Annotated in this window: 17 protein-coding genes; 6 read left to right on the top strand and 11 right to left on the bottom strand. The window is 63.7% G+C overall.

Annotation, left to right across the window (positions count from 1 at the left end; all coding sequences use genetic code 11):
- Positions 1–151: 151 nt before the first annotated feature.
- The 11 genes from JFN91_RS08870 to JFN91_RS08920 form a co-directional block, all read right to left on the bottom strand.
- Positions 152–1,465 (bottom strand): hypothetical protein, encoded by a 1,314-nt coding sequence (locus tag JFN91_RS08870; RefSeq protein ID WP_199388837.1) that lies wholly within the window; start codon positions 1,463–1,465, stop codon positions 152–154.
- 101 nt (positions 1,466–1,566) lie between these two features.
- Positions 1,567–6,777 carry a choice-of-anchor D domain-containing protein gene (locus JFN91_RS08875; protein ID WP_199388838.1) on the bottom strand — a complete coding sequence of 1,737 codons (5,211 nt, stop codon included), beginning with the start codon at positions 6,775–6,777 and terminating at the stop codon, positions 1,567–1,569.
- A 23-nt stretch (positions 6,778–6,800) separates the two neighbouring features.
- Complete coding sequence (locus JFN91_RS08880) at positions 6,801–7,058, bottom strand: hypothetical protein (RefSeq protein ID WP_199388839.1); 258 nt, start codon at positions 7,056–7,058, stop codon at positions 6,801–6,803.
- Positions 7,059–7,098: 40 nt separating this feature from the next.
- Positions 7,099–7,782: an FKBP-type peptidyl-prolyl cis-trans isomerase gene (locus tag JFN91_RS08885; protein ID WP_199388840.1), complete on the bottom strand. Its 684-nt coding sequence runs from the start codon at positions 7,780–7,782 to the stop codon at positions 7,099–7,101.
- Complete coding sequence (locus tag JFN91_RS08890) at positions 7,782–9,740, bottom strand: NHL repeat-containing protein (RefSeq protein WP_199388841.1); 1,959 nt, start codon at positions 9,738–9,740, stop codon at positions 7,782–7,784. Before JFN91_RS08890 ends, JFN91_RS08885 begins: the two co-directional genes overlap by 1 nt.
- Positions 9,741–10,254: 514 nt before the next feature.
- Complete coding sequence (locus JFN91_RS08895; RefSeq protein ID WP_199388842.1) at positions 10,255–11,157, bottom strand: Ppx/GppA phosphatase family protein; 903 nt, start codon at positions 11,155–11,157, stop codon at positions 10,255–10,257.
- Positions 11,154–12,824, bottom strand: coding sequence for a Na/Pi cotransporter family protein (locus JFN91_RS08900; protein ID WP_199388843.1), 1,671 nt, complete (start codon positions 12,822–12,824; stop codon positions 11,154–11,156). The genes JFN91_RS08895 and JFN91_RS08900 overlap by 4 nt, the downstream gene beginning before the upstream one ends.
- 130 nt (positions 12,825–12,954) lie before the next feature.
- Entirely contained in the window at positions 12,955–13,230 is a 276-nt protein-coding gene (locus JFN91_RS08905) for an HU family DNA-binding protein (RefSeq protein ID WP_183349941.1), read from the bottom strand.
- A 26-nt stretch (positions 13,231–13,256) separates the two neighbouring features.
- Complete coding sequence (locus JFN91_RS08910; RefSeq protein ID WP_199388844.1) at positions 13,257–14,333, bottom strand: tetratricopeptide repeat protein; 1,077 nt, start codon at positions 14,331–14,333, stop codon at positions 13,257–13,259.
- A gap of 25 nt (positions 14,334–14,358) precedes the next feature.
- The gene (rlmD, locus tag JFN91_RS08915) at positions 14,359–15,672 is read right to left on the bottom strand and encodes a 23S rRNA (uracil(1939)-C(5))-methyltransferase RlmD (protein ID WP_199388845.1); all 1,314 of its coding nucleotides are present in this window, start codon (positions 15,670–15,672) and stop codon (positions 14,359–14,361) included.
- Positions 15,665–16,057 carry a hypothetical protein gene (locus JFN91_RS08920; protein ID WP_199388846.1) on the bottom strand — a complete coding sequence of 131 codons (393 nt, stop codon included), beginning with the start codon at positions 16,055–16,057 and terminating at the stop codon, positions 15,665–15,667. The genes rlmD and JFN91_RS08920 overlap by 8 nt, the downstream gene beginning before the upstream one ends.
- A gap of 180 nt (positions 16,058–16,237) precedes the next feature.
- Between JFN91_RS08920 and infA the strand changes: the two genes are divergently transcribed.
- From infA to bioA, 6 genes are all read left to right on the top strand, one after another.
- Positions 16,238–16,456 (top strand): translation initiation factor IF-1, encoded by a 219-nt coding sequence (gene infA / locus JFN91_RS08925; RefSeq protein ID WP_012530490.1) that lies wholly within the window; start codon positions 16,238–16,240, stop codon positions 16,454–16,456.
- Positions 16,457–16,615: 159 nt separating this feature from the next.
- Positions 16,616–17,179, top strand: coding sequence for an elongation factor P (gene efp, locus JFN91_RS08930; RefSeq protein ID WP_199388847.1), 564 nt, complete (start codon positions 16,616–16,618; stop codon positions 17,177–17,179).
- A 2-nt stretch (positions 17,180–17,181) separates the two neighbouring features.
- On the top strand, positions 17,182–18,093 hold the full coding sequence (gene epmA, locus JFN91_RS08935) for an EF-P lysine aminoacylase EpmA (RefSeq protein WP_199388848.1): 912 nt from the start codon (positions 17,182–17,184) through the stop codon (positions 18,091–18,093).
- Positions 18,094–18,230: 137 nt separating this feature from the next.
- On the top strand, positions 18,231–19,217 hold the full coding sequence (gene bioB, locus JFN91_RS08940) for a biotin synthase BioB (protein ID WP_199388849.1): 987 nt from the start codon (positions 18,231–18,233) through the stop codon (positions 19,215–19,217).
- Positions 19,218–19,343: 126 nt separating this feature from the next.
- Positions 19,344–20,063, top strand: a complete 720-nt coding sequence (gene bioD / locus JFN91_RS08945) for a dethiobiotin synthase (protein WP_199388850.1) — start codon at positions 19,344–19,346, stop codon at positions 20,061–20,063.
- A gap of 156 nt (positions 20,064–20,219) precedes the next feature.
- The gene (gene bioA / locus JFN91_RS08950) at positions 20,220–21,581 is read left to right on the top strand and encodes an adenosylmethionine--8-amino-7-oxononanoate transaminase (RefSeq protein WP_199388851.1); all 1,362 of its coding nucleotides are present in this window, start codon (positions 20,220–20,222) and stop codon (positions 21,579–21,581) included.
- The last annotated feature ends 136 nt before the right edge of the window (positions 21,582–21,717 follow it).

The raw sequence follows: 21,717 nt of genomic DNA on the forward strand, positions 1-21,717 counted from the left end.
CTGGCTAATGAGTATAGTCTGCTTCCCGTTTGTTGTCAAAGAATGCAAGCGGGCGGGCATGCCGCATTTCCCTTACCCGCCTCAGCCCCTCACCCCTTTCCAGCGCCACAATCGGGCACCCTCCTCTTGGGCGGAGGACCCACTATACAGATCATTTAGATACCTTTTTGCCTGCGGCAAGGTAGTTGGCGGTGAAGATGTAGTCGTCGTGGTAATCCAGACGCCCGTCGTTGTTAAGGTCGCGCCTCTTGATCGCCGCTTCCCCTTTGGCCTTTTGCAGGTAGACCTCGAAATCGGCCTCGGTCACCTTCCCAGAGCCGTCAAGGTCCACGTCCGCGGCTGGCGCCACGGTGAGGGGGCATTGCTTGATCGCGCCAAGGAGCATGACGACAGTGGCGCTTTCCGCACCAGAATCAGGTTTTACCTCAAGGACCCAGCCACCCTCCCCTGCCCGCAAGGAAAGCGCCTGGCACCCCTGGAAGGCGAAGTTGGGCGCCTTGTCTCCATTGCGCGGGATGGTCAGGGCAAGGACGGAGCCGGGGGTGCTGATCCCGATGGGCGGGTCCTGGTGAAAACAGGGGGACTCCCCTTGGGCAAAGAGCGAGATAAAACCGGCGGCGCTCCTTTGACCGGTGAAGGTGCGGAAGCGTTCCAGTACGCTTGGCACCTCTTGGGGCGCCGCGGATACTGGACTGGCAGCCTGTTCCGCTTCGGCCTGGACGGGAACCACGGGAGTTTGCTGGTCCTGGGTTCGGCTGACGGTTACGGGCTGTTGGATCTCCGCAGGTTCGGTCGGCGCGCCCCCCTCCTGGTCGGCGCGGTCGCGATTCTCCATCCCCCCGGAGACGGTAGGCGCTTCGGCTGCGGAAGGCGAGACGCTCCCGCCGATGAGCCTGGCCAGGCCGGTTCGGGCGGGAACCGCGGCGGAGTCGGCGACTGCGCCGTTTGCACCCCCCCCGGCCTGATCGGAGGTCGCGGCCGGAGCGGCCGCGACGGTTGAGGCGGCCGGCGGCACGGTGTCGACGGCGCTTCCGGCATAGAGCAGCACCGGCTGTTTCAGTCCCAGCGTGTCGATGATGCTCCCCCTGACACTGACTTGCCCCGTGCTTTCCCCTTGCTGATCGAAGGCAACGGTGGCGATCTGGCCGTTTCCAGTGATGGCTGGGGCACCGATGATCGATACCACTAATGTGCCGGGGGCGTTGCGGTTGAGCGCGGTGACGGCGCCCCTGGCGAGCGGCCCCTGGGTCAGGCGCGGGTTCGAGAGCTTCGAGCTGTCGTAGGTGATGGCGAGGTCGATGCCTGCGACGTTGGCGAACCCCGTGCCGTGAAGAACGAATGAACCGTTTCCGGCAGGGTCCACCGAGAGCACCGATGCGGCGGCTGACTGCTGCGGTAGGAGAAGCGGAATGCAAAGCATGAGGGAGCAAAGGAGCGCTCCCCGTAGCAAAAGACGCTGGCACATGAGGACCTCGCAGAGAAGAAGACGTCGAGTTCCCGGTGATACGGCCGGGGGCGACGGAAGTCCGGGGAGGGGTTTCCCCCTCCCCGGTTCAGGGTACCGTACTACTGGGCCACGCCTACCAGCGTGACGCTCTGGGTGCTGGTGTTGTTGTTGGCGTTATCGGTGAAGCTCACCCGGGCGTTGCGGGTGCCGGTGGTCCTGGAAGGTGCGAAGCTGACGCTTACGGTGCAGCTTGCCCCTGCGGGGAGTCCGGCGCCGCCAATCGGGCAGTCGTTGTTGACCAGCGTGAAGTCGGCCGCAGCGGTCCCGCTGAGGGAGATGCTGCTGACCAGCAGGGGGACCCCCCCGGTGGAAGTGAGGGCGATGGTCTGCGGCACACTGGTCGAGCCGCGGGTCACGCTGCCGAAGTTGATCGAGGTAGGGTTGACCCCTGCCGCGGGCCCGCTCATGCCGGTGCCGCTGATAGGTATGCTCTGCGGGCTGCCGGCGGCGCTGTCGTAGATGTACAGGGTGGCGGAGCGGGGACCCGGCGCGGTCGGTCTGAACTTGATGTTGATGGTGCACGATTCGCCCCCCACCAGAGTGGGAGGGCAGCCGTTGGTCTGGGTGAAATCGCCGGGGTTAACCCCGCCCATCGCTATGTCGCTGACCGCCATCGGGAGGTCGCTCGTATTGAGGATGGAGACGATCTGCTTCGAGCTGTTGTTGTTCACCACCTGGGCGCCGAAGTAGAGCGCCTGGGAGCTGAGCGTGATGGTGGTCCCGAGCCCGGTCAGGGGAACGGAGAAGGTGCCGGCAGGTGTCCCGTTGAAGGGATCGTTACTGACGACGGTGAGCGCCGCGCTCTTCGCCCCCTCGGCAAGCGGGGTGAAGCTGATTGCGACGCTGCAGCTTCCTCCCGGCGCCACGGTGGAGCCGCAGCTGCTGGTAAGGGAGAAGTGGGTCGGGTCCGTGCCGGTCAGGGTAATGGCGCTTATCTGGAGCGCAGTGGTTGAGCTCTGGTTGGACACGGTCACCGTCTGCGGCAGGCTGGAGGTGTTGACCAGCACGTTGCCGTAGGAAAGCGAGGCAGGGGCCACGCTTCCGACCGGCGCCACGCCGGTTCCGGCCAACGCAACGTTGACAAGCGGTGTCACAGGGTCGCTGGTGGCCACGGCCAGGTTGGCGGCGCGGTTCCCCATCGCCTGCGGGGTGAAGACGACGTTGACGGTGCAGGAAGCGCCGACGGCTATGGGCCCGCCCGCGCAGTTGCTGCTCTGGGAGAAGTCCCCCGGGTTGGCACCGGCGAACCCGATGCCGCTTACGACGAGGGGCGCTGTGCCTGCGTTGGAGATGACCACCTGCCTGGCTGCGCTCGCACTCTTGGCGAACTGATTGGCGAAATTCAGCGACGTCGGATTGGCAACGGCGATGGGGGCCGTGCCGATGACGCTCAGGGGTACGATGGCGGTGCTGGCCGCCGGGCTCGTAGTATCGATGGCGAGGTCGGCCAGGACGGTACCGGCGAGGCTCGGAGTGGCGGTCACGCTGATGGTGCAGCTGGCGGCGGGAACGAGCGTAACGGGGCAGTCGTGGCTGACGCTGAAATCGGCGACGGTGCCGCCGGTAAGCCGTATCGCCGAAACGCCGAGATCCTGGTTCCCCGTGTTGGCGAGGCTGATCGTTTTGGCGGCGCTCGTCGTTGCCACCAGCTGCGGATCGAAGATCAGCTGCAGCGGGTTGAGGGTTGCCAGCGCGGAGGCGATGCCGGTACCGGTGACCGGGACGGACAGCGCCGGACGGGCCGGGTCGTCGCTGTTGATGGTGAGCGAGGCGTTAGCCGCGGCCGCCACGGTCGGGTTAAAGGTGACGCTTATGCTGCAGCCTGCCGCGGGTGCAAGCGTAGCGACACAGTTGTTGGCGGTGACCGCGAACTCCCCGGGGTTCGCGCCAGCCAGGGCGACCGAGGTGACGGTCAGGTCGGACCTGCCCCCGTTAGTAAGCGTGATGGTCTTGGCCGCGCTCACCGATCCGTACGGCTGATCGCCGAAGGCAAGGGAAGCGGGCGAAGAGAGGGCGATCGGAATCGCCGCCACCGTGGCGATGTTGGACCAGGATGAGCGGCTGGTGGCCGCCTGCCAGTCGGGCCGGTAGCTCGGGGGGGTGGTCGGGGTGTAGTCGTCGAGCGCCTGAACCCGGTAGTAGCTACCCAGCGCAGGGGCCACCGATAGCGTCATGGTATCGCCGAACTTTGCCGCGGGTACGCTGGCGGCAACCATCCGGGTAGACACCCCGGCCAGGAAGGTCGGGTCGTTGCTGATCTGCACTTCGAAGCTCGACTCGCTGGCCGAGTTGTCCTTGAAGGAAAGATCGACGTTCGGGCCGTTGTTGGCGGCGGTGAGTGTAGCCGGCGCCAGCGGCGGCACCAGGAACGACATGGAGCGCATCATGTCGTTTTCCTCGTGGCTCAGGATGTGGCAATGCCATACGTACTCATGCCCGAAGTTGTACAGCTGGTTGACCATGGCGCCGCCGAGGTTGCCGCCGTCCTTCGGGTTCGACTGGGAGAAGCCCATGTCGGAGCCGATGGGGACCGTCGGGTTGAGCGGGCGGACGCTGTCAGGCAGCGGGAACGGCACCCGCGGGGTGATGGGACGCAGTGCGACGATGGTGTCCTCCAGGGGGCTCACCCTGATGGTGTCCTTCCACCCGAGTTCGTTGGCGTCGGGGAGCCTGATGATGCCGTCCCAGGCCACGCGGTTCAGGATCTGCACGTCGAACAGGTGGAAGTGGATCGGGTGCGTGTCGACCCCGTTGTGGGAGATCTTCCAGACCTGGATGCCGCCCGGGGTGAGCTGTTCGGTGACCGGGTCGGCGTAGTTCTGCAGCACGAAGTTGGCGTTGCCCGCGTTGGTGAACGGGAGTTCCAGGCCGAGCTTCGCCGCCATGCGGCCGAACTCGTCGAAGGATGCACCCATCTCGTCGTGGATCGCCTTGGGCTTCATGGCGAAGTTTTCCATCAGGGTGCCGTCGGGCTGCTTGAAGCTGATAGACGTGTCGGTGATCCTCGAAACGCCCCAGGTGGGCCAGTTGGCCGGGAAGAGCTTGTTGTAGGTCTGGTTGTAGGCCGTCTGCCCCACGATGACCGGCTCCTGGGAAAGCGAGAAGGCCCCCGCCTCGGTGGGGGTGGTCTTGAACGCGTTCTGCAGCTCGGTCAGCATCGCCGGGTTGTAGTCGTCGGGGGGGGCGCTGCCGCCCGAGCCGGTGACGGTGATCTGCATTACGGTACGGATGTTGGGGCCGAAGCCGACCGGAGTGCCGGCAATGCCCCCCATGTCGGTGCGGTCGGGGGCACCGGTGTAGTAGTTGTACTGAGGCACCAGCGCCGGGAAGGCCGTGGGCGCGTCGTTGTACAGGATCAGGGTCTTCCCCGCGTACTTCGAGAAGTCGACGATGACGTCGGCGCGCTCCGCAGGTCCCATGATCAGGGTGCCGCCGTTCACGTTGCCGAAGTTGAAGGTGGTCGGGTCGAGGTTCCAGGAAACCGGCTGGTTCGGCAGCACCACCGGCGCGGGGAGAAGTCCCCCTTCGCTTCCCACCTGGATGAAGGCGGGGCCGCGCAGGGCCGGGTCGGGCACCCCCCCTTCCCTCGCGTCAGCAGGCCAATTCGGATAGGCCGGCATCTCGAGCGCCGGGACCATCTTCACCTCGGTCAGGTCGGCGCAGGTGGGGCACCCCTTCGGGACGCTGGCGTCCGCCTGGTAAAGCTGCAGGTTGAGGAACCTGTCGTGGGCCGCGTTCAGGATGCGCAAGCGGTAGGGTTTCGGGTCCACGGTCAGCTTCGGGTAAGCGGTGCCGTTCACCACCATGGTGTCAAGAAATGCCTCCGCGCCCCAGGAGGTATCGGGGGTGCCGGGGATGAGCGGCGGCTGGCAGAAGCCGGCCACGGCAGGGTCGCAGGTAGGGTCGTAGTAGGGGTTCGCAACCGGCCCCTGAGCCACGCACAGGGGAAGCTGCGCGCCGTCAACGCCGCACACCGGCGTTGCCGGGTAGAACCAGGGACCGTAGAACCAGCGCCCAAAGCCGCTCATGCCGGAAAGGTCGGGGTTGAAAGGGTTCTCGGCGGGCATGTAGACGTGGGGCCACCAAAGGTCGCCGGTCTTCGCAGTGCGCTCGTACACCCCCTTGGCGTTGGGGGTTCCTGCCAGGGGGCCCGTCCCCCAGTTCCAGAGCGGGTCGGTCTTCTTGACGTAGGTCGGACTCGCGGGATCGCCGTCGACGAAGGTCTTGTCCTGGATGACGAGCGGGATCTGGTCGGCCGGGATGGTTCCCGCCTTGAAGGTGCGGCCGTTCACCGTGCCGCCGTTCACCAGCGCCAGCTCGACATCGTCCTGCAGCAGGTACCCGGCCGCCTCGCCGGCGTAGACGTTGAGGCGGGTGATCCCCATCGAGTGGTCATGGTAGAACATCAGCCTGGCACTCTGCTGGTTGGTCCAGTAGTAGGTCTGGGAGCCATCGCCCGGGTCGTTGGTCGCTCCTGGCTCGGCGCAGGTGGTGGAACCGGCGCAGGCGGAGCCGGGGAAAGTCGCCTCGGTGATCATGGTGCCGTCGGCCTTGAACCACATGTCAGGGACGTTGACCACGCTCACCCCTTTTTTGTAGGAGGTCGCCTCGCCCGCCGGTGTGATCCACTGGTGCGGCGTGCCGTCGCTGATCCAGGGGGTGCGCCCGCCGTGCAGGTGCAGGTCGGCGCGGTTTTGGGTGTACATCTCGCAGTTCTGCGGCCCCATCGGGTCCGCCGGGTCGACCGGGGTACAGTTAGGCCCCTCGCCGGAGCCCATCACGGTGGTGTCGACCGGAAGGAAGAGGTTGCCGGCGCTGCCGTTGGGGAGGCGGTTGATGAACTTGACGCGGACCGGCCGGTCCTTGGTCGCCATGATCAGCGGCCCGAGGTAATGGAACGAGCTGACGTTCGGATCGGTGGTGTTGACCTGACGGTAGCCGCGCAGCGTGGTCGGGGGAAGGTCGGAGTGCATCTTCTCCGTGTACTCCCCAAGCTCCAGCTCGTAGTAATCCGATCCGGGATAGCTCGTGGTGTCGGGAATGGCCACAGGCAGGTACTGCCCGAGGTTGTTTTTGGCGCCTGCGTTAAGGCCGGGCAGCGTGTCCACGAACTTGCGCAGCGGTGGGGAGTTGGCCCAGTTCGGTGTCTCGTAGTAATCCGGCGTGTAGCCCGGCGCCGTGTATGGTGCAGCCTGTGCGGTAGCGCCCCCTGAGGAGAGGACGGCGACGGCAACGGCAAGGCAGATGTACTGCAAGAATCGCCTGCTCATAGTGTTTTCCTCCTGGAAAGGTTTCATTGCCTGCCTGGGGCCTGGGGGGCGGTATTTTCTTCCATCAGCCTCTTTCTCGCTTCTGCGCCGCGGGCCTTGATTTCGCTTCTAAGAGCCCTCTCCTTGAGCGGGGCCGCGGTTTTTGCCGCGGGCGCCTGCAGCGCCGGTTTCGCCTCCGCCTCTTTAGCCCCCTGCCGGGGCGCCGGTTCCGGGGCCGCCTGCGCTGTCGCAAGCGACATGGTCACGGCCAGGGCCGCTATGGCTGACATCGTTTTTTTCATTGCATCCTCCTGCGGGTTAATCCCGAATATCACTTCCCGTTCAGTTGATGGCGAGAAGCTCGATTTCAAAGACAATGGTTTCATTGGGGCCCACCTTGGTGCCGTTGCCCTTGTTGTCGTAGGCCAGCTTCGGCGGCAAAAAGAGCTGCCACTTGGATCCTACCGGCATCAGCTTGAGCGCTTCCGACAGCCCCGGCACCACCCCGTCCCCGACCCGGCGCGAGGCCGGGTGCCCGGTGCGATAGGAGCTTTCGTACTCGGTGCCGGTAATCGAGGAACTGCGGTAATGGAAAGTGACGGTGTCGGCGTCGACGGGGCGCTTGCCGGCGCCTTCCCTGAGCACCCGGTACTGCAGGCCGCTTGGCAGGGAGACGACCCCTTTTTTGTTCTTGTTGGCGGCCATGAACTGGGCTCCCGCCTTCTCGTTTTCCTGTGCCGCTCCAGCCCTCGTCTTGGCCACCTTCCGGCGCACGTCGTGCTGGTAGAAGCTTATGTACTTGCGCAGGTCCTCGTCGGACATGAGCAGCGGGCCGCCGGCAAGGGCGTCGCGCATCCCCTTCACCACCAGTTCCAGGTCGATGTCGACCTCTTGCTGCTTCAGGTTGCCGATGAGGTTCACGCCTATGGCGTAGTTGATCCGCTCTTTAGTGGTGGAAAGACCTTCGGCCGCGCGAGCCGGCGCCGCCGCGAGTATAACTGCAAGTAAAATGAGGAATGATCGCATTACCGCACCCTGATGACCGTGTTGTCGTGCGCGTCGGCGACGTAGAGCGTGGTGCCGTCCGTGCTGATGCCGTTGGGGTTACGCAGGCCGGTCAGTACGGCGCCTGAGACGCCGGTAGCTATGGCGATCCTGCTTACCGAGCCGTTAGCCGCATCGGTCACGAAGAGGCTGACCCCGTCGGTGGTTATGCCGCTGGCAAAGTTGAAGGTAACGCCGGAGACCGCCATGGGCGAGAAGACGGAGCTTGCCAGCGCGAGCTTGCAGATCCTGTCGTTGCCGCTGTCGGTGATGAAGAGCGTGGTGCCGTCGGTGGTGATGCCGTAGGGAGAACTGAGACCCGCGGAGGGGGCGACCACGGTGGTGACCGCGCCGGTGGCGATGACGATCTTCCTGACCGAGTTGTTGCCGCTGTCGGCGACGTAGAGGTTGGTCCCGTCGGTGGTGATGCCGTTGGGGGAATGGAAGCTCGCCGCGCTCCCGCTGCCGTCGGCCGCACCGGTTACCCCCGCCGTGCCCGCCACGGTGGAAACGGCGCCGGTGGCGATCACAATCTTGCGGATCGTGTTGTTGCCGGTGTCGGAGACGAAGATATTGGTTCCGTCGGTGGTGATGCCGCTAGGGAATCTGAAGGAGGCGGCGGCTCCGGTTGCGTCCACGGAGCCTGGGTGGTCGGCCGTTCCGGCGAGCGTGGTCACTGCGCCGGTGGCGATGGAAATCTGCCTGATCGTGTGGTTGTTCGAGTCCGCCACGTAGACGTTCCTGCCGTCGGTGGTCAGGTCGTAGGGCGAGGTGAAGGCTGCCGCGACGCCTACGCCGTCTGTGGAGCCCACGACACCGGCGACCGTGGAGCTGTCCCCTGTGGCGACGGTGACCTTGCGCAGAAGATCGTTTCCTGCGTCGGCCACGTAGAGTGCTCCTCCGTTCAAAGCCAACCCGGCAGGGGAGCTGAAACGGGCAGCGCCCCCCGATGCGTTGTTGCTCCCGGGGGCACCTGCCACGTCGCCGGCCAGCGTGGAGACCGCATGGGTGGCGATGACCACCTTGCGCAGGTTGTTCATCTCGGTGTCGGCGACGAAAAGGTTGGTCCCGTCGGTGGCGATCCCCGCCGGAGACTCGATTCCGGCCGCAGGCTGTACCAGGGTCGAAACCACACCGGTCGCTATGACGATCCTCCTGATTGCTGAGTTGCCCTCGTCCGCCAGATAAAGGGATGTTCCGTCGGTGGCGATGCCGCGCGGCGAGTTGAAGCTGGCCGCGACGCCGGTGCCGTCGGCGAAGTCCTGCAGGCCGCTGCCGGCAAGGGTCGTGACCGCAGCCGAGGCGAGGACGATCTTACGGATGCGGTGGTTGAGGCTGTCGGCAACGTAAAGGTTGGTTCCATCGGTGGCGACGCCGCAGGGGGAGCTGAATCTGGCCGCGCCCCCCGTGCCGTTAGCGGAGCCCACGCTCCCCGCAGTACCTGCCAGGGTCGTCACCGCGCCGGTGGCGACGTCTATGCTGCGGATGGTGTTGTTGCCGGTGTCGCTGACATACAGCGTGGAGTTGTCGCTGCTGATGGCAATTCCGGTGGGATAGTTGAACCTCGCGGCTACCGCGGCTCCATCGGCCGAACCGGTAACCCCGGCCAGCCCTGCGACTGTTGATGTCGCCCCGGTGGCGAGGACCACCTTGCGGACGACGCTGTTGCCGGTGTCGACGACGTAGAGATTGGTTCCGTCGCAGGCGACGTCACTGGGAAGGCTGAATCTCGCCCGGCCCGCTGCGCCGTCTGTGGACCCGGCGGTTCCGGCGAAGGAGGTCACGCTATTGGTGAGAGCCAGCGATCTCCCCTGCAACGCCCCCCCCATGCTGGTCAGTTGCGGCGCGCCCCCGCCCCCCCCGCCACCCCCGCCGCACGAGGCCAACGCCAATGTCATAACAGCCGCGACAGATACCTTCAGCAAACGTATGAAACTCATTCTTCCCTCCACTTCCTTGTTAATGGTTCGCCTGCCAGCAACAAAATACAGAAGTTCGTAGGTAACTACTGCAGTTACCAGAACCTTTGTAGACATCTAAATTATTGAATTGGATTGTTCAGGTCTGGCTCGGTATGAACACTGCTAACGGGGGAAAACAGTTAGATTCTCCAGCACCGGAAGGTTCAGACACAGTGGCCGTTTTACGTGCTCAGCCACAGTGCAGATATTGTGCCTGCTATAGTAGATACTAAAATACGACAGTGGTTTAGACAGTTATAAGATACGAGCGCGTGGGAAAAGTAACGGGGGGCTGCGCCTAACCGAAAGGGTCGTGAAGTGATAAAGGAGGGAAAGCAGTGCAAACTACGTATTATGGTTAGGTTTTCGAAGGGGTGCAAAAAAACGTACACTGTCGCTTTTTTCGCACCCCTTCGCACGAGGATTCGGGGCTGAAAGGGGCGGGGCCAAAGGGGTGCAGCGGAGATGCGGGGGCGCGACAGCGGCCCCTCCTTTACACCCCGAGTATCACCCCTTCGAGCAGGCCGGAGTCGCTCACCTTGAAGGTCTCGAAGCCGAAGACCCGCATCGTGGTCAGAACGACCAACATCCCGGCGATGATCAGGTCCTCGCGTCCCGGTTCCAGGCCGGGAACCTTGAGGCGCTCCTCGGGAGTGAGCGGCAGCAGCCGGTCGAACATCGCGGCTACCTTTGCCAGCGGGATGGTGTGGTTGTTGACCTTCTTGTAGTCGTAATCGGTCATGCCGATGTCTATGGCCGCGAGAGTGGTGGCGGTGCCCGCGGTCCCGACGAGGGTCGAGGCCGAGAAACGGGCTGCAAGCCCCTCCCCTGCCAGTTCGCCCCGCAACGCGGTCAACTCGCGCCGGATCTTGTCTTCCATCTCCGCCACCCCGACCTTGCCTTCGGTGAGGCGCACCACGCCTATGGGGAGGCTCCTGGAGAAAAGCGGTTTTTGCTCGGCAGCCAGGGTGTACTCGGTGCTCCCGCCTCCGACGTCGAAGACGGCCAGGTCCTCGTCCTTGTTGTCAAGGATCGACGCGACCCCCCTCAGTGTCAGTAACGCCTCTTCGTTGCCGTCGATGATCTCCAGGGCGATGCCGGTCTGCTCCAGGACGCGCCTGCAGAATTCGGCGCCGTTTTTGGCGTCGCGCACGGCAGACGTGGCCACCGCGCGCAGCCGTACCACGCCGTGGCTTGCCATGTCGGCGGAAAACTCCTTCAGCGCGGTCAGCGATCTCTCCTGCGCCTCCGGAGAAAGTCCGGTCTCACGGGTGAAGCCGCCGCCCAGCCTGGTGATGATGCGCTTCAAAAGCACCTGGTGGTACGGGTCGCGGGTGGCAATCTGAAGCCGGGCGGTGTTGGTGCCGAGGTCGATGGCGGCTACCTTGTCTGTCATGGGGTGAGTCCTTTTCTTTGGGCGATTATGGAGAAGCAGAGCTGCGAGATCTTCGAGAAACTGACGATGATGTCCCCGAATAACAGCCCCGCTACGATGTTGCATTTACCGCTTTTGAGACGGCGCAGGTGGCTTGCCTGCAGTTCGCTCTCCAGCGAGGCGATTTCCAGCTTGAGATTGGTGACGTCCGGGACCTCGTCCCCTTTCAGGGCGGCCTCGCACTGGGCCACCACCTCCCCCACCTTGGCCGCGACGCGCTTCAGTTCTTCCATGGCGCTGGCAGAAAACCTGAGCCGCTCTTCCTTCTTGCGCATCAGGTAGTTGAGGATGGCCTCGGCCTGGTCCCCGACCTGCTCGATCTCGTTTACCAGTTCCAGCATGGTCGGTATCTCGACGGCCCGATCCAGGGAGAGCGTCTCCCGGGAAAGCGCCACCAGGAACTGGGACATGTCGCGGTGCAGCACGTCGAGCACCACCTCCTTGTCCCGCACGGCAGCGGCGACCTTGGGGTTGAAGCCGTCGAACTGGGACACCAGTTCCGCGTACATGGCAGCCGCGATCCCGCCCATCCGGGCCAGTTCGTTCCAGGCCTGCACCAGGGCGATGGTCGGGGTCTTGATGACCCGCACGTCGATGAAGCGCGGACGCGGCTCGCTCTCGGAGCGCCTGGTCGGCAGCAGCGTCTCCGCGGAACGGGCGAAGAAGCCGATGGTGGGGAGGAACATGAACAGGGAGGCCACGGTGAAGACGGTGTGGGCGTTGGCCAGGTGCCGGGCGATATGGGGGCGCAGCGCCTGCACCACGGCTTCCGGTGGCGCACCGCGGTGCAAGAGGGAGAGGTCGCCGGGCGACACCAGCGCCACGACCTTCAGGAACCAGGGGAAGAAGATGAGCGCCAGGGAGATGGCGACCAGGCTGATGCCGAGGTAGATGACCACGGCGCGCTTGGCGGTCTGGGTGCCGCCGATGGAGGCGATGAGCGGGATCAGGGCGGCCCCGGCCACCTCGCCGATCACCATGGCGATGGCGGCATCGTAGGAGAGGACCCCGGCCGAGGCGAGCGCGATCACGATCCCGAGCGTCGCGCTCCCCGACTGTACCAGGAAGGTAAGCAGTGCGCCGAGCAGCACCGCGACCAGGCGCAGCGAGGGGAGCCCCTGGTGCAGCCCGGCAATGATGGCGCTTTCGCTGAGCGGCAGGCAGGCCCCTTCCAGGATGGAGAGTCCGAAAAATACCAGGCCGATGCCCAGAAGCATCCCCCCCGCGTCGGCAAGCTTGCGCCGGTGCGAGAAGAAGTTGAGGAAGACGCCGATGGTAATGGCGGGAAGTGCCAGCGCCGAGACGCGGAAGGCGATGAACTGTATGGCGAGGGTGGTGCCGATACCGGTGCCGAGCAGCACGCCCAGGGCCTGGTACAGGGAGAGGAGGCCGGCGTTGACGAAGCCCACGACGAGCACCGAGGCCGCGGAGCCGGATTGGAGGATGGAGGCGAGGCAGCTGCCGATCAGGGGGGCGGCGAGGCGGTTTCCGGTGGTCCGCTCCAGCACGCGGCGCAGGCGCTCCCCGGTGACCTTCTGCAGCCCCTCGGACATGGTGCGCATGCCGAGAATGAAGAGCGCAAGGCCGCCGAGAGCTTCGACGATATAGGACCAAGAGGTGGGAAACATGGTAAGGCCAGTCCAGCAGGTTAAGGCTAAAGACGCTTCGTGAATAATGGGCGCCCGCAGACCTTGGCGGCCGGCGGGCGCAGTGGTGGTGTCGAAAGTCGGTTACTTCCGTGACTACAAAGGGGGAAAGTTAGCCGGAGACCTTCTCCTTGAGTTCCTTGCCGACCTTGAAGAAGGGCAACTTCTTCGCCTTGACGGAGATGGACTCGCCCGTCTTGGGGTTCCTGCCGGTATAGGCGTCGTACTCCTTCACGACGAAACTGCCGAAGCCCCTGATCTCGATCCGGTCACCGGAAAGGAGGGCCTCGGTCATCGAGGCGAAGACGGCGTTGACCACTTCCTCCGCCTTCTTGAAGGAGAGCGTCTTTTTAGCTGCGAGAGATTCAATGAGTTCTGATTTGTTCATTGTCCACCTCCGGAAACCAGCTTCTTTTAACAACATCCCTTTAAATATTTTTTGGTCAGGTACTTCACGTCGTCGCTGCGCCCCTGGCGGTTCAGGATCGGGATCATCCGCTCGGCAGCCGCCTTGGCCATGCTCGGGTGCTCCAGCGACTTGGTCCACAGCTCCATGGCCCGGTCGACGTCGCCTATGGTCTCGTGCAACTCGCCCAGCATGAACTGGGCCTGGTCCGGGAGGATATCCAGTTCCAGCATTTTCTGCACGGTGGCGATCGCCTGCGGGTAGCGCCCTCCGCCGGCAAACAAATGAACGAGTGCCAAATAGACGGCTGCGTTTTGCGGATTGAGCGCCAATGCTCGATTCAGGAGCGTCTCGCTCTCATGAATTTGCCCCGCACGGAACATTATAAGTGCCACTTCGTATAATACAATGTCATTTTCACCAGATAACAACATTTCTTGCAAAATGGGGAACGCATCGCGGTCATTGCCGTCATGAATCATGAGGTACGCCTTGGCGAACTTGGGGCCGAGTTCGGCGTAGCGGCCGGGGAGGTCACCGGGGAGCGGCTGGACCATGAGGAAGAACTGGTCTTCCTCGGACATGCTCATTTCCATGGGAGCCGGCTCCTCGTGGTGGTGGTCGCCGTGCCCTTTGCAGGTGGTGCAGGAACCGCCGCTGTGCGGCTTGTAATTGCCTGCACCAGCAGGTGCAGCGGCGGGTTTGCCGGCAGCGGCGGCGGGCTTGGCCGCTGCAGCCTGGGCTTCGGGCTGTTCCAGCTTGGCGGCCTCGGCATGGGCACGCGCCTTGAGGCCGGGATCGGCAGCGAGGTCGGCGGCAAGGCAGAAGTGGTCGTAGGCCTTCTGCATCTCACCGGCGCGCAGGGCGTGTTCGCCCTCCTGCAGGTTCAGCTCGCCCAGGTGGTTGCAGGCCTGGTCCAGGCCCTGACGGATGGCAGCCGCTTCGTGGGAGGCTTCTGCGGGGCACAGCTTCAGCGCCTCCTCGAAGTCCATGCGCGCGTCGGCATAACGCTCAGCGGCGAGGTGCTTGGCACCCTGGTTCTGGTAGTGACGAAAATCCTTCTTGCCGAACAGTCCGAAAAACATGCAGCCTCCGATAGGTGGATTGAATTTATATACGCACCAGTTCCGTGACGCTCTCCAGGTGGTAGGTCTGCGGGAACATGTCCACCGGTTGTGAGCGGGTCACCTGGTACCCGTTATTGCAAAGTGAAGCGAGATCGCGGGCCAGCGTGGCCGGATCACAGGAAACATAGATGATTTTCTGCGGCGCCAGCCCTGCCAGTTCGGCGGCGGCCTCGGCCCCGCCACGCGGCGGGTCGAGCACCACCAGGTCGAAGCGTTCCTTGCGTTTTACCAGCCTGCGGACGGCCTGCGCCGCGTCGCTCACCTGGAAGGTGGCGTTTACGATGCCGTTATGCTCCGCGTTGGCCACCGCGTCGGCGATGGAGGGACCGTACCCCTCGATCCCCAGCACCTGCGCAGCGTTCAGCGCCAGCGGCAGCGAGAGGTTGCCGTTGCCGCAGTACAGATCGAGCACCCGCTCCTGCCCGGTCAGCTCCGCCCATGCGCAGGCGGTGCGGATCAACTCCAGGTTCTGCCGGTAGTTGACCTGGGAGAAGCCGCCCCGCCCGAAGCGAAGCTCAAGATCCCTGGAGCCGGGCGTAATTTCGGCGGGGACCCGGTAGGTCAACGCGTCGATGCCGAAGGCCCGCTCCAGTTCCCCCTTGCGCCCGGCGGATACGAAGACACCGGCAACGGAAGGAAGCCGGGCCCGGTCCCGGGCCAGACGCTCGACCAGGGCGTTACCCCCTCCCCTGCTGTGCACGATGGCGATCCCCTGGCCGTCGTCCCCGATGGAGAGGTCGACCTGGTGGATCCATTCCAACTGCGGCAGCGTCGGCAGGAGGGCCCGGAATTCGGCGGACATGCGGTTCAACGGCGGCTGGGCCAGCGGACAGCCGGCGCCGAAATCGACGACGTCGTGGGAGCCGGTGCGGAAAAAACCAAGCTGCAACCGGCCGGCACGTGACGCGACCTTCACCTGGACCCGCGACCGGTAGCCGTAGTCAGCGGGCGATGCGGCAACCGGCAGCACCTTGTCCCTGGGCACCTTGCCGATGCGCGCCAGGGTATCGGCGAAGATAGCGCCTTTTTGCTGCAGCTGCTCCCGATACGGCAGAAACTGCCAGTCGCACCCGCCGCACTGGCCAAAGACCGCGCAGTTGGGGGCGATACGCAACGGCGAAGGCTCGACCAGCTCGACCAGTTCGGCTTCGACGAAAGACCGCTTCTCCTTCACCACCCGGATCCTGGCCCGGTCGCCGGGAGCGGTGAAGGGGACGAAACACGCCTTGCCGTCCACCCTGCCGAAGCCGGCACCTCCGTAACAAAGACTCTCTATGGCGACGACCGGATCAGCCATGCATACCGCGCGGCACGAATGCACTCCTGCGCCCGCCGGCGCGGGTCAGTTCGGACTGGACCAGCTTCTTCGGAAAGGCCGGCGTATTGAAATAGCCCAGGGAATGGGCGGCAAAGTCGGCCACGACCCGCTCCACGGTCTGATCGATAGAGAGCGTAGGGACCCCCTGGTGCTCTATCTCTTTCTTATAGACCACGCTGCCCCCGAGCAGTTTGCGGGCGGCCTGGTGGGATTCTTCGTCCGGGAAAAGATCGGGCGTGAGCGGAACTTCACAGCAGATCTGTATGCGGACCTGGTGATAGTCGCCGAAATAGCGGCGGGTGGCATCGAAGAAGCGAACGGTGAGACCGTTGGACAGCGGGATCTCCCTGATCAGTTTTTGCATGTAACGTCGGTACTCCTTGGAAAATTCTGGTCATTTTTTTAGCATGTTATGGGAGTTCTGTAAATAGCGATGATATCGAAGGGAAAAAGGCAGTGACAGCGAAATGCAGCTTGCTTTTTGCAGTAAAAATTTGTAGACTCACAGATTGTTAAAAGATGCCACAAACTCCCAGGAGCAAAAATGAGCAAGGAAGAAGCAATTGAAGTAGAAGGGACGGTCATCGAGCCGCTTCCCAACGCGATGTTCAAGGTGAAGCTGGAAAACGACCACATGGTGCTGGCGCACATATCCGGCAAGATGAGGAAGTTTTTCATCAAGATCCTGCCTGGCGACAAGGTCACCGTGGAGCTCTCTCCCTACGACCTCAGCCGCGGCCGCATCACCTATCGCGCCAAATAATACCCTTCCCCGTACGTCACCGGCGTCTGTCCCTGCCACCCTCAGCATCGCTGCAAGGCACATACGGATAACATAGGACCCAATACCGGTTTAGCTGCGTGCCCTGCGCGCAGCACACTGAACCTTTATTCAATCTCACTGTAAGAAGAGGAAGAACCCATGTACACTGCAGCCGATCTGAGAAAAGGCTTGAAGATCACCATCGACAACGAGCCTTACATCATCACCCACTTCGACTTCGCCAAGCCGGGCAAAGGGCAGGCCCTTTACCGCACCAAGATGAAGAACATGATCACCGGCTCCACCCTGGACCGCACCTACCGCTCCGGCGAGACCTTCGAGCCCGCCAACCTGGAAGACCGCGTGATGCAGTACCTCTATAAGGAAGACGATCACTACTGCTTCATGGACAACACCACCTTCGAGCAGATCCACATCAGCGAAGATGCCATGGGCGACGCCAAGAACTACCTGATCGACAACCTCCAGGTGGACGTGCTCCTGTTCAGGGAGAAGGCGATCGGCGTGGACGTGCCCAACTTCGTCAACCTGCGCGTCGTGCAGACCGACCCCTGGGTCAAGGGCGACACCTCCGGCAGCGACTCCAAGCCCGCTACCGTCGAGACCGGCTACGTCCTGCGCGTGCCGCCGTTCATCGAGGAGGGCGAACTGATCACCATCGACACCCGTACCGGCGAGTACTCCACCAGGGTCAAGGGGTAATCATGTCGGGAAGTTGGCCACTGGCCAGGCGCTCTCAAGCCCTGGCCCGGCGTGGCGCGATCTTCACCAGGATCAGGATGTTTTTTCAGGAAAAGGGGTATCTCGAAGTCGAGACCCCTTTTCGCATTCCTGCTCCCGCCCCCGAGGCGCAGATCGATGCCATACCCAGCGACGGCTGGTTTCTGCAGACCTCGCCCGAGCTCTGCATGAAGCGCCTTTTGGCCGCAGGCTACCCCCGTATCTTCCAGATCTGCCGCTGCTGGCGCGCCGGCGAACGCGGCACCCGCCACCTGAGCGAGTTCACCATGCTCGAGTGGTACCGGGCCGAGGCCGATTACCGGGTGCTGATGGACGAGACCGAGGAACTGGTGAGGAGTGCCGCCGGCGTCGACAGCATCACCTATCGCGGCACCCACATCGACCTCTCGGCACCCTGGGAACGGATCACGGTCCGCGCCGCCTTCGAGCGCTACACCGGCACCACCGCGGAAGCAGCCCTGGCCGCTGGGACCTTCGACGAACTCATGGTCGAAGAGATCGAGCCGCGGCTGGGTATCGGCCGCCCCACCTTCATCTACGATTACCCCGCCAGTTGCTCCGCCCTCGCCCGGCTCAAGAGCGACGACCCTTCCGTCGCCGAGCGCTTCGAGCTCTACCTCGGCGGGCTGGAGATCGCCAACGCCTTCTCCGAGCTCATCGACCCGGTGGAACAGCGCTCGCGCTTCGAGGCGGAAGCCGCACAGCGGGCGGGCGACGGCAAACACGGCTATCCCATGCCGGAAAAGTTCCTGGCCGCACTGGCCGATATGCCGGAGGCCGCGGGGATCGCGCTGGGGCTCGATCGACTGGTGATGGTGCTGCTCGACGCGCAGAGCATCGACGAGGTCGTGGCTTTCACCACCGAGGAACTTTAAACACCCTTCCCTCACCCCAGAGTCCACCCTGCTCCTTTGCCGCTTCGTCACCTTTTCCTGCTCAATCGTCAACCATTAACTCCGATTTGGTTGACAAGCACCTCTTGCGCGTGCTAAATCACCCGCTGGAGGATCTCATGGAAAAACTCATCACTGAAATAGCAGAAAGAATCATCGCAGGCGGCTCCATCACCCAAGAGGAGGCGGTACGCCTGTCGGACGCGCAGGGCTGCGAGCTCTACGACCTGTTCCGCGCCGCCAGCCGCGTCAAGGAGCACTTCGTGGGCAACGAGGTGCACCTCTGTTCCATCATCAACGCCAAGTCCGGCCGCTGCGCCGAGAACTGCGCCTTCTGCGCCCAGTCCGCCCATCACACCACCGACGCGCCGGTGTACCCGCTGGTCCAGGAAGAGCAGATGGTTGAATGCGCCAAGACCGCGGAAACCAACGGCTCCGCCTGCTTCGGCATCATCACCAGCGGCACGACCGTCAAAGGGCAGGAACTGGAGCAGATCCTCGCCGCGCTGCGCCGCATCCGCAAGGAAACCTCCATCCTCCCCTCCTGCTCGCTCGGCATCATCGACGAAGAGACCGCGCTGAAGCTCAAGGATGCGGGGATGGACACCTACCACCACAACCTCGAGACCGCGGAGAGCTTCTTTCCCAACATCTGCACCACCCACGAATACCGTGAAGACGTGGACACCGTCCGCGCCGTCAAGAAGGCCGGCGTCAAGGTCTGCTCCGGCGGCATCTTCGGCATGGGCGAGAGCGCGGCACAGCGCGTCGAGATGGCCTTCACACTCAAAGAACTCGACGTCGACTCCGTACCGATGAACTTCCTGAACCCGATCGAGGGGACCAGGCTCGAAGGTGCGCGCAACATCACCGCGCAGGAGTGTCTGAAAACAATCGCCATCTACCGCCTGATCCTGCCCAACAAACGGATCACCATCTGCGGCGGGCGGGAAAAGAACCTGCGCGACCTGCAGTCCTGGATCTTCTTCGCCGGCGCCAACGGCACCATGATCGGCAACTACCTCACCACCGCCGGGCGCAACGTCGACACCGATCTGACCATGTTCAGCGACCTCGGCCTCACCACGGTGATGTGCGCCCACTAAAGGGGACTGGCTCCTTAGGCTTGGGAAGCTGGCTGGGCGGAAAGGAGCGTTCCGCTAAAGGGACAGGCACCTGACGGAGCCAGTCCCTTCCGCAGCAGAGCCTCATTGTATTGAAAGGAAAGAGATATGCCTGCCAAAAGCATCTTCATCACCGGCACCGACACCGGTGTGGGAAAAACTATCGCCTCGGCAACCATCGCCATGCTGCTGCGCCGCATGGGGCACAGCGTCGGCATCATGAAGCCGGTGACCAGCGGCTGCATCGAGCGCGACGGCGCCCTGGTCTCCGAGGACGCCGAACTGCTCGCCTTTGCCGCCGACATCCCGGTTACCCGTGACTCCGCCCCCTACCTGCTCCGCGCACCGCTGGCGCCGTCCGTTTCCGCCAGCCAGGACGGCGTCCGCATCAGCTTCGACGTCATCAAGGAGGCCTACCAGAGGCTCGCCGAGCGCCACGACTTCGTCATCGTCGAAGGTGCCGGCGGACTGATGGTCCCCCTCGCGGGGGGGCTGCTGGTGGCCGACCTCGCCCTGCACCTGGGGCTTCCCATTGCCGTCATTGCGCGCCCGAACCTTGGCACCATCAACCACACCCTGCTCACCACCTTCACCGCACGCACCCTGGGGCTCAAGGTGAAAGGGGTCATCGTGAACCGCTATCCGGACACGCCGGACCAGGCGGAGTCCTATGCGCCGCACATGATCGACTCCCTCTCCGGATCGCAACTCCTCGGCCTCTTCCCCGATCTCCAGGCAGAAAACGAGCGCGAGCTGGTGACCAAGCTGACCGACCGGCTGCTGCAGATGCCCGCGACCGGGATCATGCTCAGGGAAATGTTTGAATAAGCAGCACCCGTTCAACGTTCAACGTTCAACGTTCAACGTTCAACGTTCAACGTTCAACGTTGACGGCACTACATCCTTGATGGACACTTCATCGTGACTTGCTCCACCGCTTGATGCCACCAGGGCGCGGCGGTGGTTCTTTTTTGGGAGGACGATATGGCCGAACTGGATACCGAAACACTCAGACGCTACGACAGCGAATACCTCTGGCACCCCTTCACCCAGATGAGCGAGTGGGAGAACGCAGAAAACCTCATCATCACCAGGGGGGAAGGCTCCTACATCATCGACTCCGACGGGAACCGCTACCTCGACGGGGTGGCCGCCATCTGGACCAACGTGCACGGACACTGCCGCAAGGAGATCAACGAGGCGGTCAAGGAACAGGTGGACCGGCTGGAGCACTCGACGCTGCTCGGCCTCTCCAACGATCGCGCCGCGCTACTGGCCAAACGCCTGATCGACATCGCGCCCCCGGGACTCGCCAAGGTCTTCTATTCCGACAACGGATCCACCGCCGTGGAAATCGGCGTCAAGATGGCCTTCCAGTACCAGCAGCAGACCGGTAACCCACAGAAACAGAAATTCATCCGTTTCGACAACGCCTACCACGGCGACACGGTCGGCTCCATGAGCGTGGGCGGCATCGCCATCTACCACGAGGTGTACGCCCCCCTGCTCTTCCCGACCATCAAGGCGCCCTCCCCTTACTGCTACCGCTGCCCCCTTTCCCCCGAGGGTGACTGCCACAGCTGCGGCCTTTTGTGCCTGCAGGAACTGGAGCGGCTCATGAAGGAACACGCGCACGAACTGGCCGGCCTGGTGATCGAACCGTCGGTGCAGGGCGCGGGTGGCATGATCGTGCAGCCTCCGGGGTTCGTGAAGGGGGTGCGCGAACTGTGCGACCGCTACGACGTCCTCATGATCGCCGACGAGGTCGCAGTCGGCTTTGGCCGCACCGGCGCCATGTTCGCCTGCGGCAAGGAGGGGGTGACCCCGGACATCATGGCCATCTCGAAAGGGATCTCCGCCGGTTACCTGCCGCTGGCGGCAACGCTTACCACCCGCAAGGTCTACGACGCCTTCTGGGGTGCCTACAGCGAACTGAAGACCTTTTTCCACGGCCACACCTTTACCGGCAACCCGATCGCCTGTGCGGCGGCCCTGGCGAGCCTCGATCTGTTCGAGACGGACCGCCTGTTGGAGCAGTTACCCGAAAAGATCGATTACCTCCAGGACCGCCTGCAGTGCCTCATGGAGTTGCCCCACGTGGGCGACGTGCGCCAGGAGGGGATGATCGCCGGCATCGAGCTGGTGCGCGACCGCCACAGCCGCGAGGCGTACCACTGGGAAGAGCGCGTCGGCGTCCGGGTCTGCCTGGAGGCGCGCAAGCACGGCCTCTTCCTCCGCCCCCTGGGGAACGTGATCGTGGTGTTCCCTCCCCTTTCCATCTCGCTGGACGAGCTCGCCCTGCTCATGGACGGCATCGAGGCGTCCATCCGCAGCGTCACCGAATAGGGCGACCGCCCTGAGCCTGACGTAGAAAGATCTGGCATCCGGCAAATTCATCCAGTAATATAATGAGCTTCGCCTCCACACCCCTCTCCCTCTGGGAGAGGGGCAGGGGTGAGGGTGTAGCAGCCAGCACAGAGCT

Origin of the sequence: Geomonas anaerohicana (assembly GCF_016458305.1) — a bacterium.
Lineage (GTDB): Bacteria > Desulfobacterota > Desulfuromonadia > Geobacterales > Geobacteraceae > Geomonas > Geomonas anaerohicana.

Coding starts and splice junctions, on each gene's coding strand:
- JFN91_RS08910 (WP_199388844.1), bottom strand. CDS start 14,333: ATGTTTTTCGGACTGTTCGGCAAGAAGGATTTTCGTCACTACCAGAAC.
- JFN91_RS08880 (WP_199388839.1), bottom strand. CDS start 7,058: ATGAAAAAAACGATGTCAGCCATAGCGGCCCTGGCCGTGACCATGTCG.
- rlmD (WP_199388845.1), bottom strand. CDS start 15,672: ATGGCTGATCCGGTCGTCGCCATAGAGAGTCTTTGTTACGGAGGTGCC.
- JFN91_RS08875 (WP_199388838.1), bottom strand. CDS start 6,777: ATGAGCAGGCGATTCTTGCAGTACATCTGCCTTGCCGTTGCCGTCGCC.
- JFN91_RS08895 (WP_199388842.1), bottom strand. CDS start 11,157: ATGACAGACAAGGTAGCCGCCATCGACCTCGGCACCAACACCGCCCGG.
- JFN91_RS08890 (WP_199388841.1), bottom strand. CDS start 9,740: ATGAGTTTCATACGTTTGCTGAAGGTATCTGTCGCGGCTGTTATGACA.
- bioB (WP_199388849.1), top strand. CDS start 18,231: ATGGAAAAACTCATCACTGAAATAGCAGAAAGAATCATCGCAGGCGGC.
- JFN91_RS08920 (WP_199388846.1), bottom strand. CDS start 16,057: ATGCAAAAACTGATCAGGGAGATCCCGCTGTCCAACGGTCTCACCGTT.
- efp (WP_199388847.1), top strand. CDS start 16,616: ATGTACACTGCAGCCGATCTGAGAAAAGGCTTGAAGATCACCATCGAC.
- infA (WP_012530490.1), top strand. CDS start 16,238: ATGAGCAAGGAAGAAGCAATTGAAGTAGAAGGGACGGTCATCGAGCCG.
- epmA (WP_199388848.1), top strand. CDS start 17,182: ATGTCGGGAAGTTGGCCACTGGCCAGGCGCTCTCAAGCCCTGGCCCGG.
- bioA (WP_199388851.1), top strand. CDS start 20,220: ATGGCCGAACTGGATACCGAAACACTCAGACGCTACGACAGCGAATAC.
- JFN91_RS08905 (WP_183349941.1), bottom strand. CDS start 13,230: ATGAACAAATCAGAACTCATTGAATCTCTCGCAGCTAAAAAGACGCTC.
- bioD (WP_199388850.1), top strand. CDS start 19,344: ATGCCTGCCAAAAGCATCTTCATCACCGGCACCGACACCGGTGTGGGA.
- JFN91_RS08885 (WP_199388840.1), bottom strand. CDS start 7,782: ATGCGATCATTCCTCATTTTACTTGCAGTTATACTCGCGGCGGCGCCG.
- JFN91_RS08870 (WP_199388837.1), bottom strand. CDS start 1,465: ATGTGCCAGCGTCTTTTGCTACGGGGAGCGCTCCTTTGCTCCCTCATG.
- JFN91_RS08900 (WP_199388843.1), bottom strand. CDS start 12,824: ATGTTTCCCACCTCTTGGTCCTATATCGTCGAAGCTCTCGGCGGCCTT.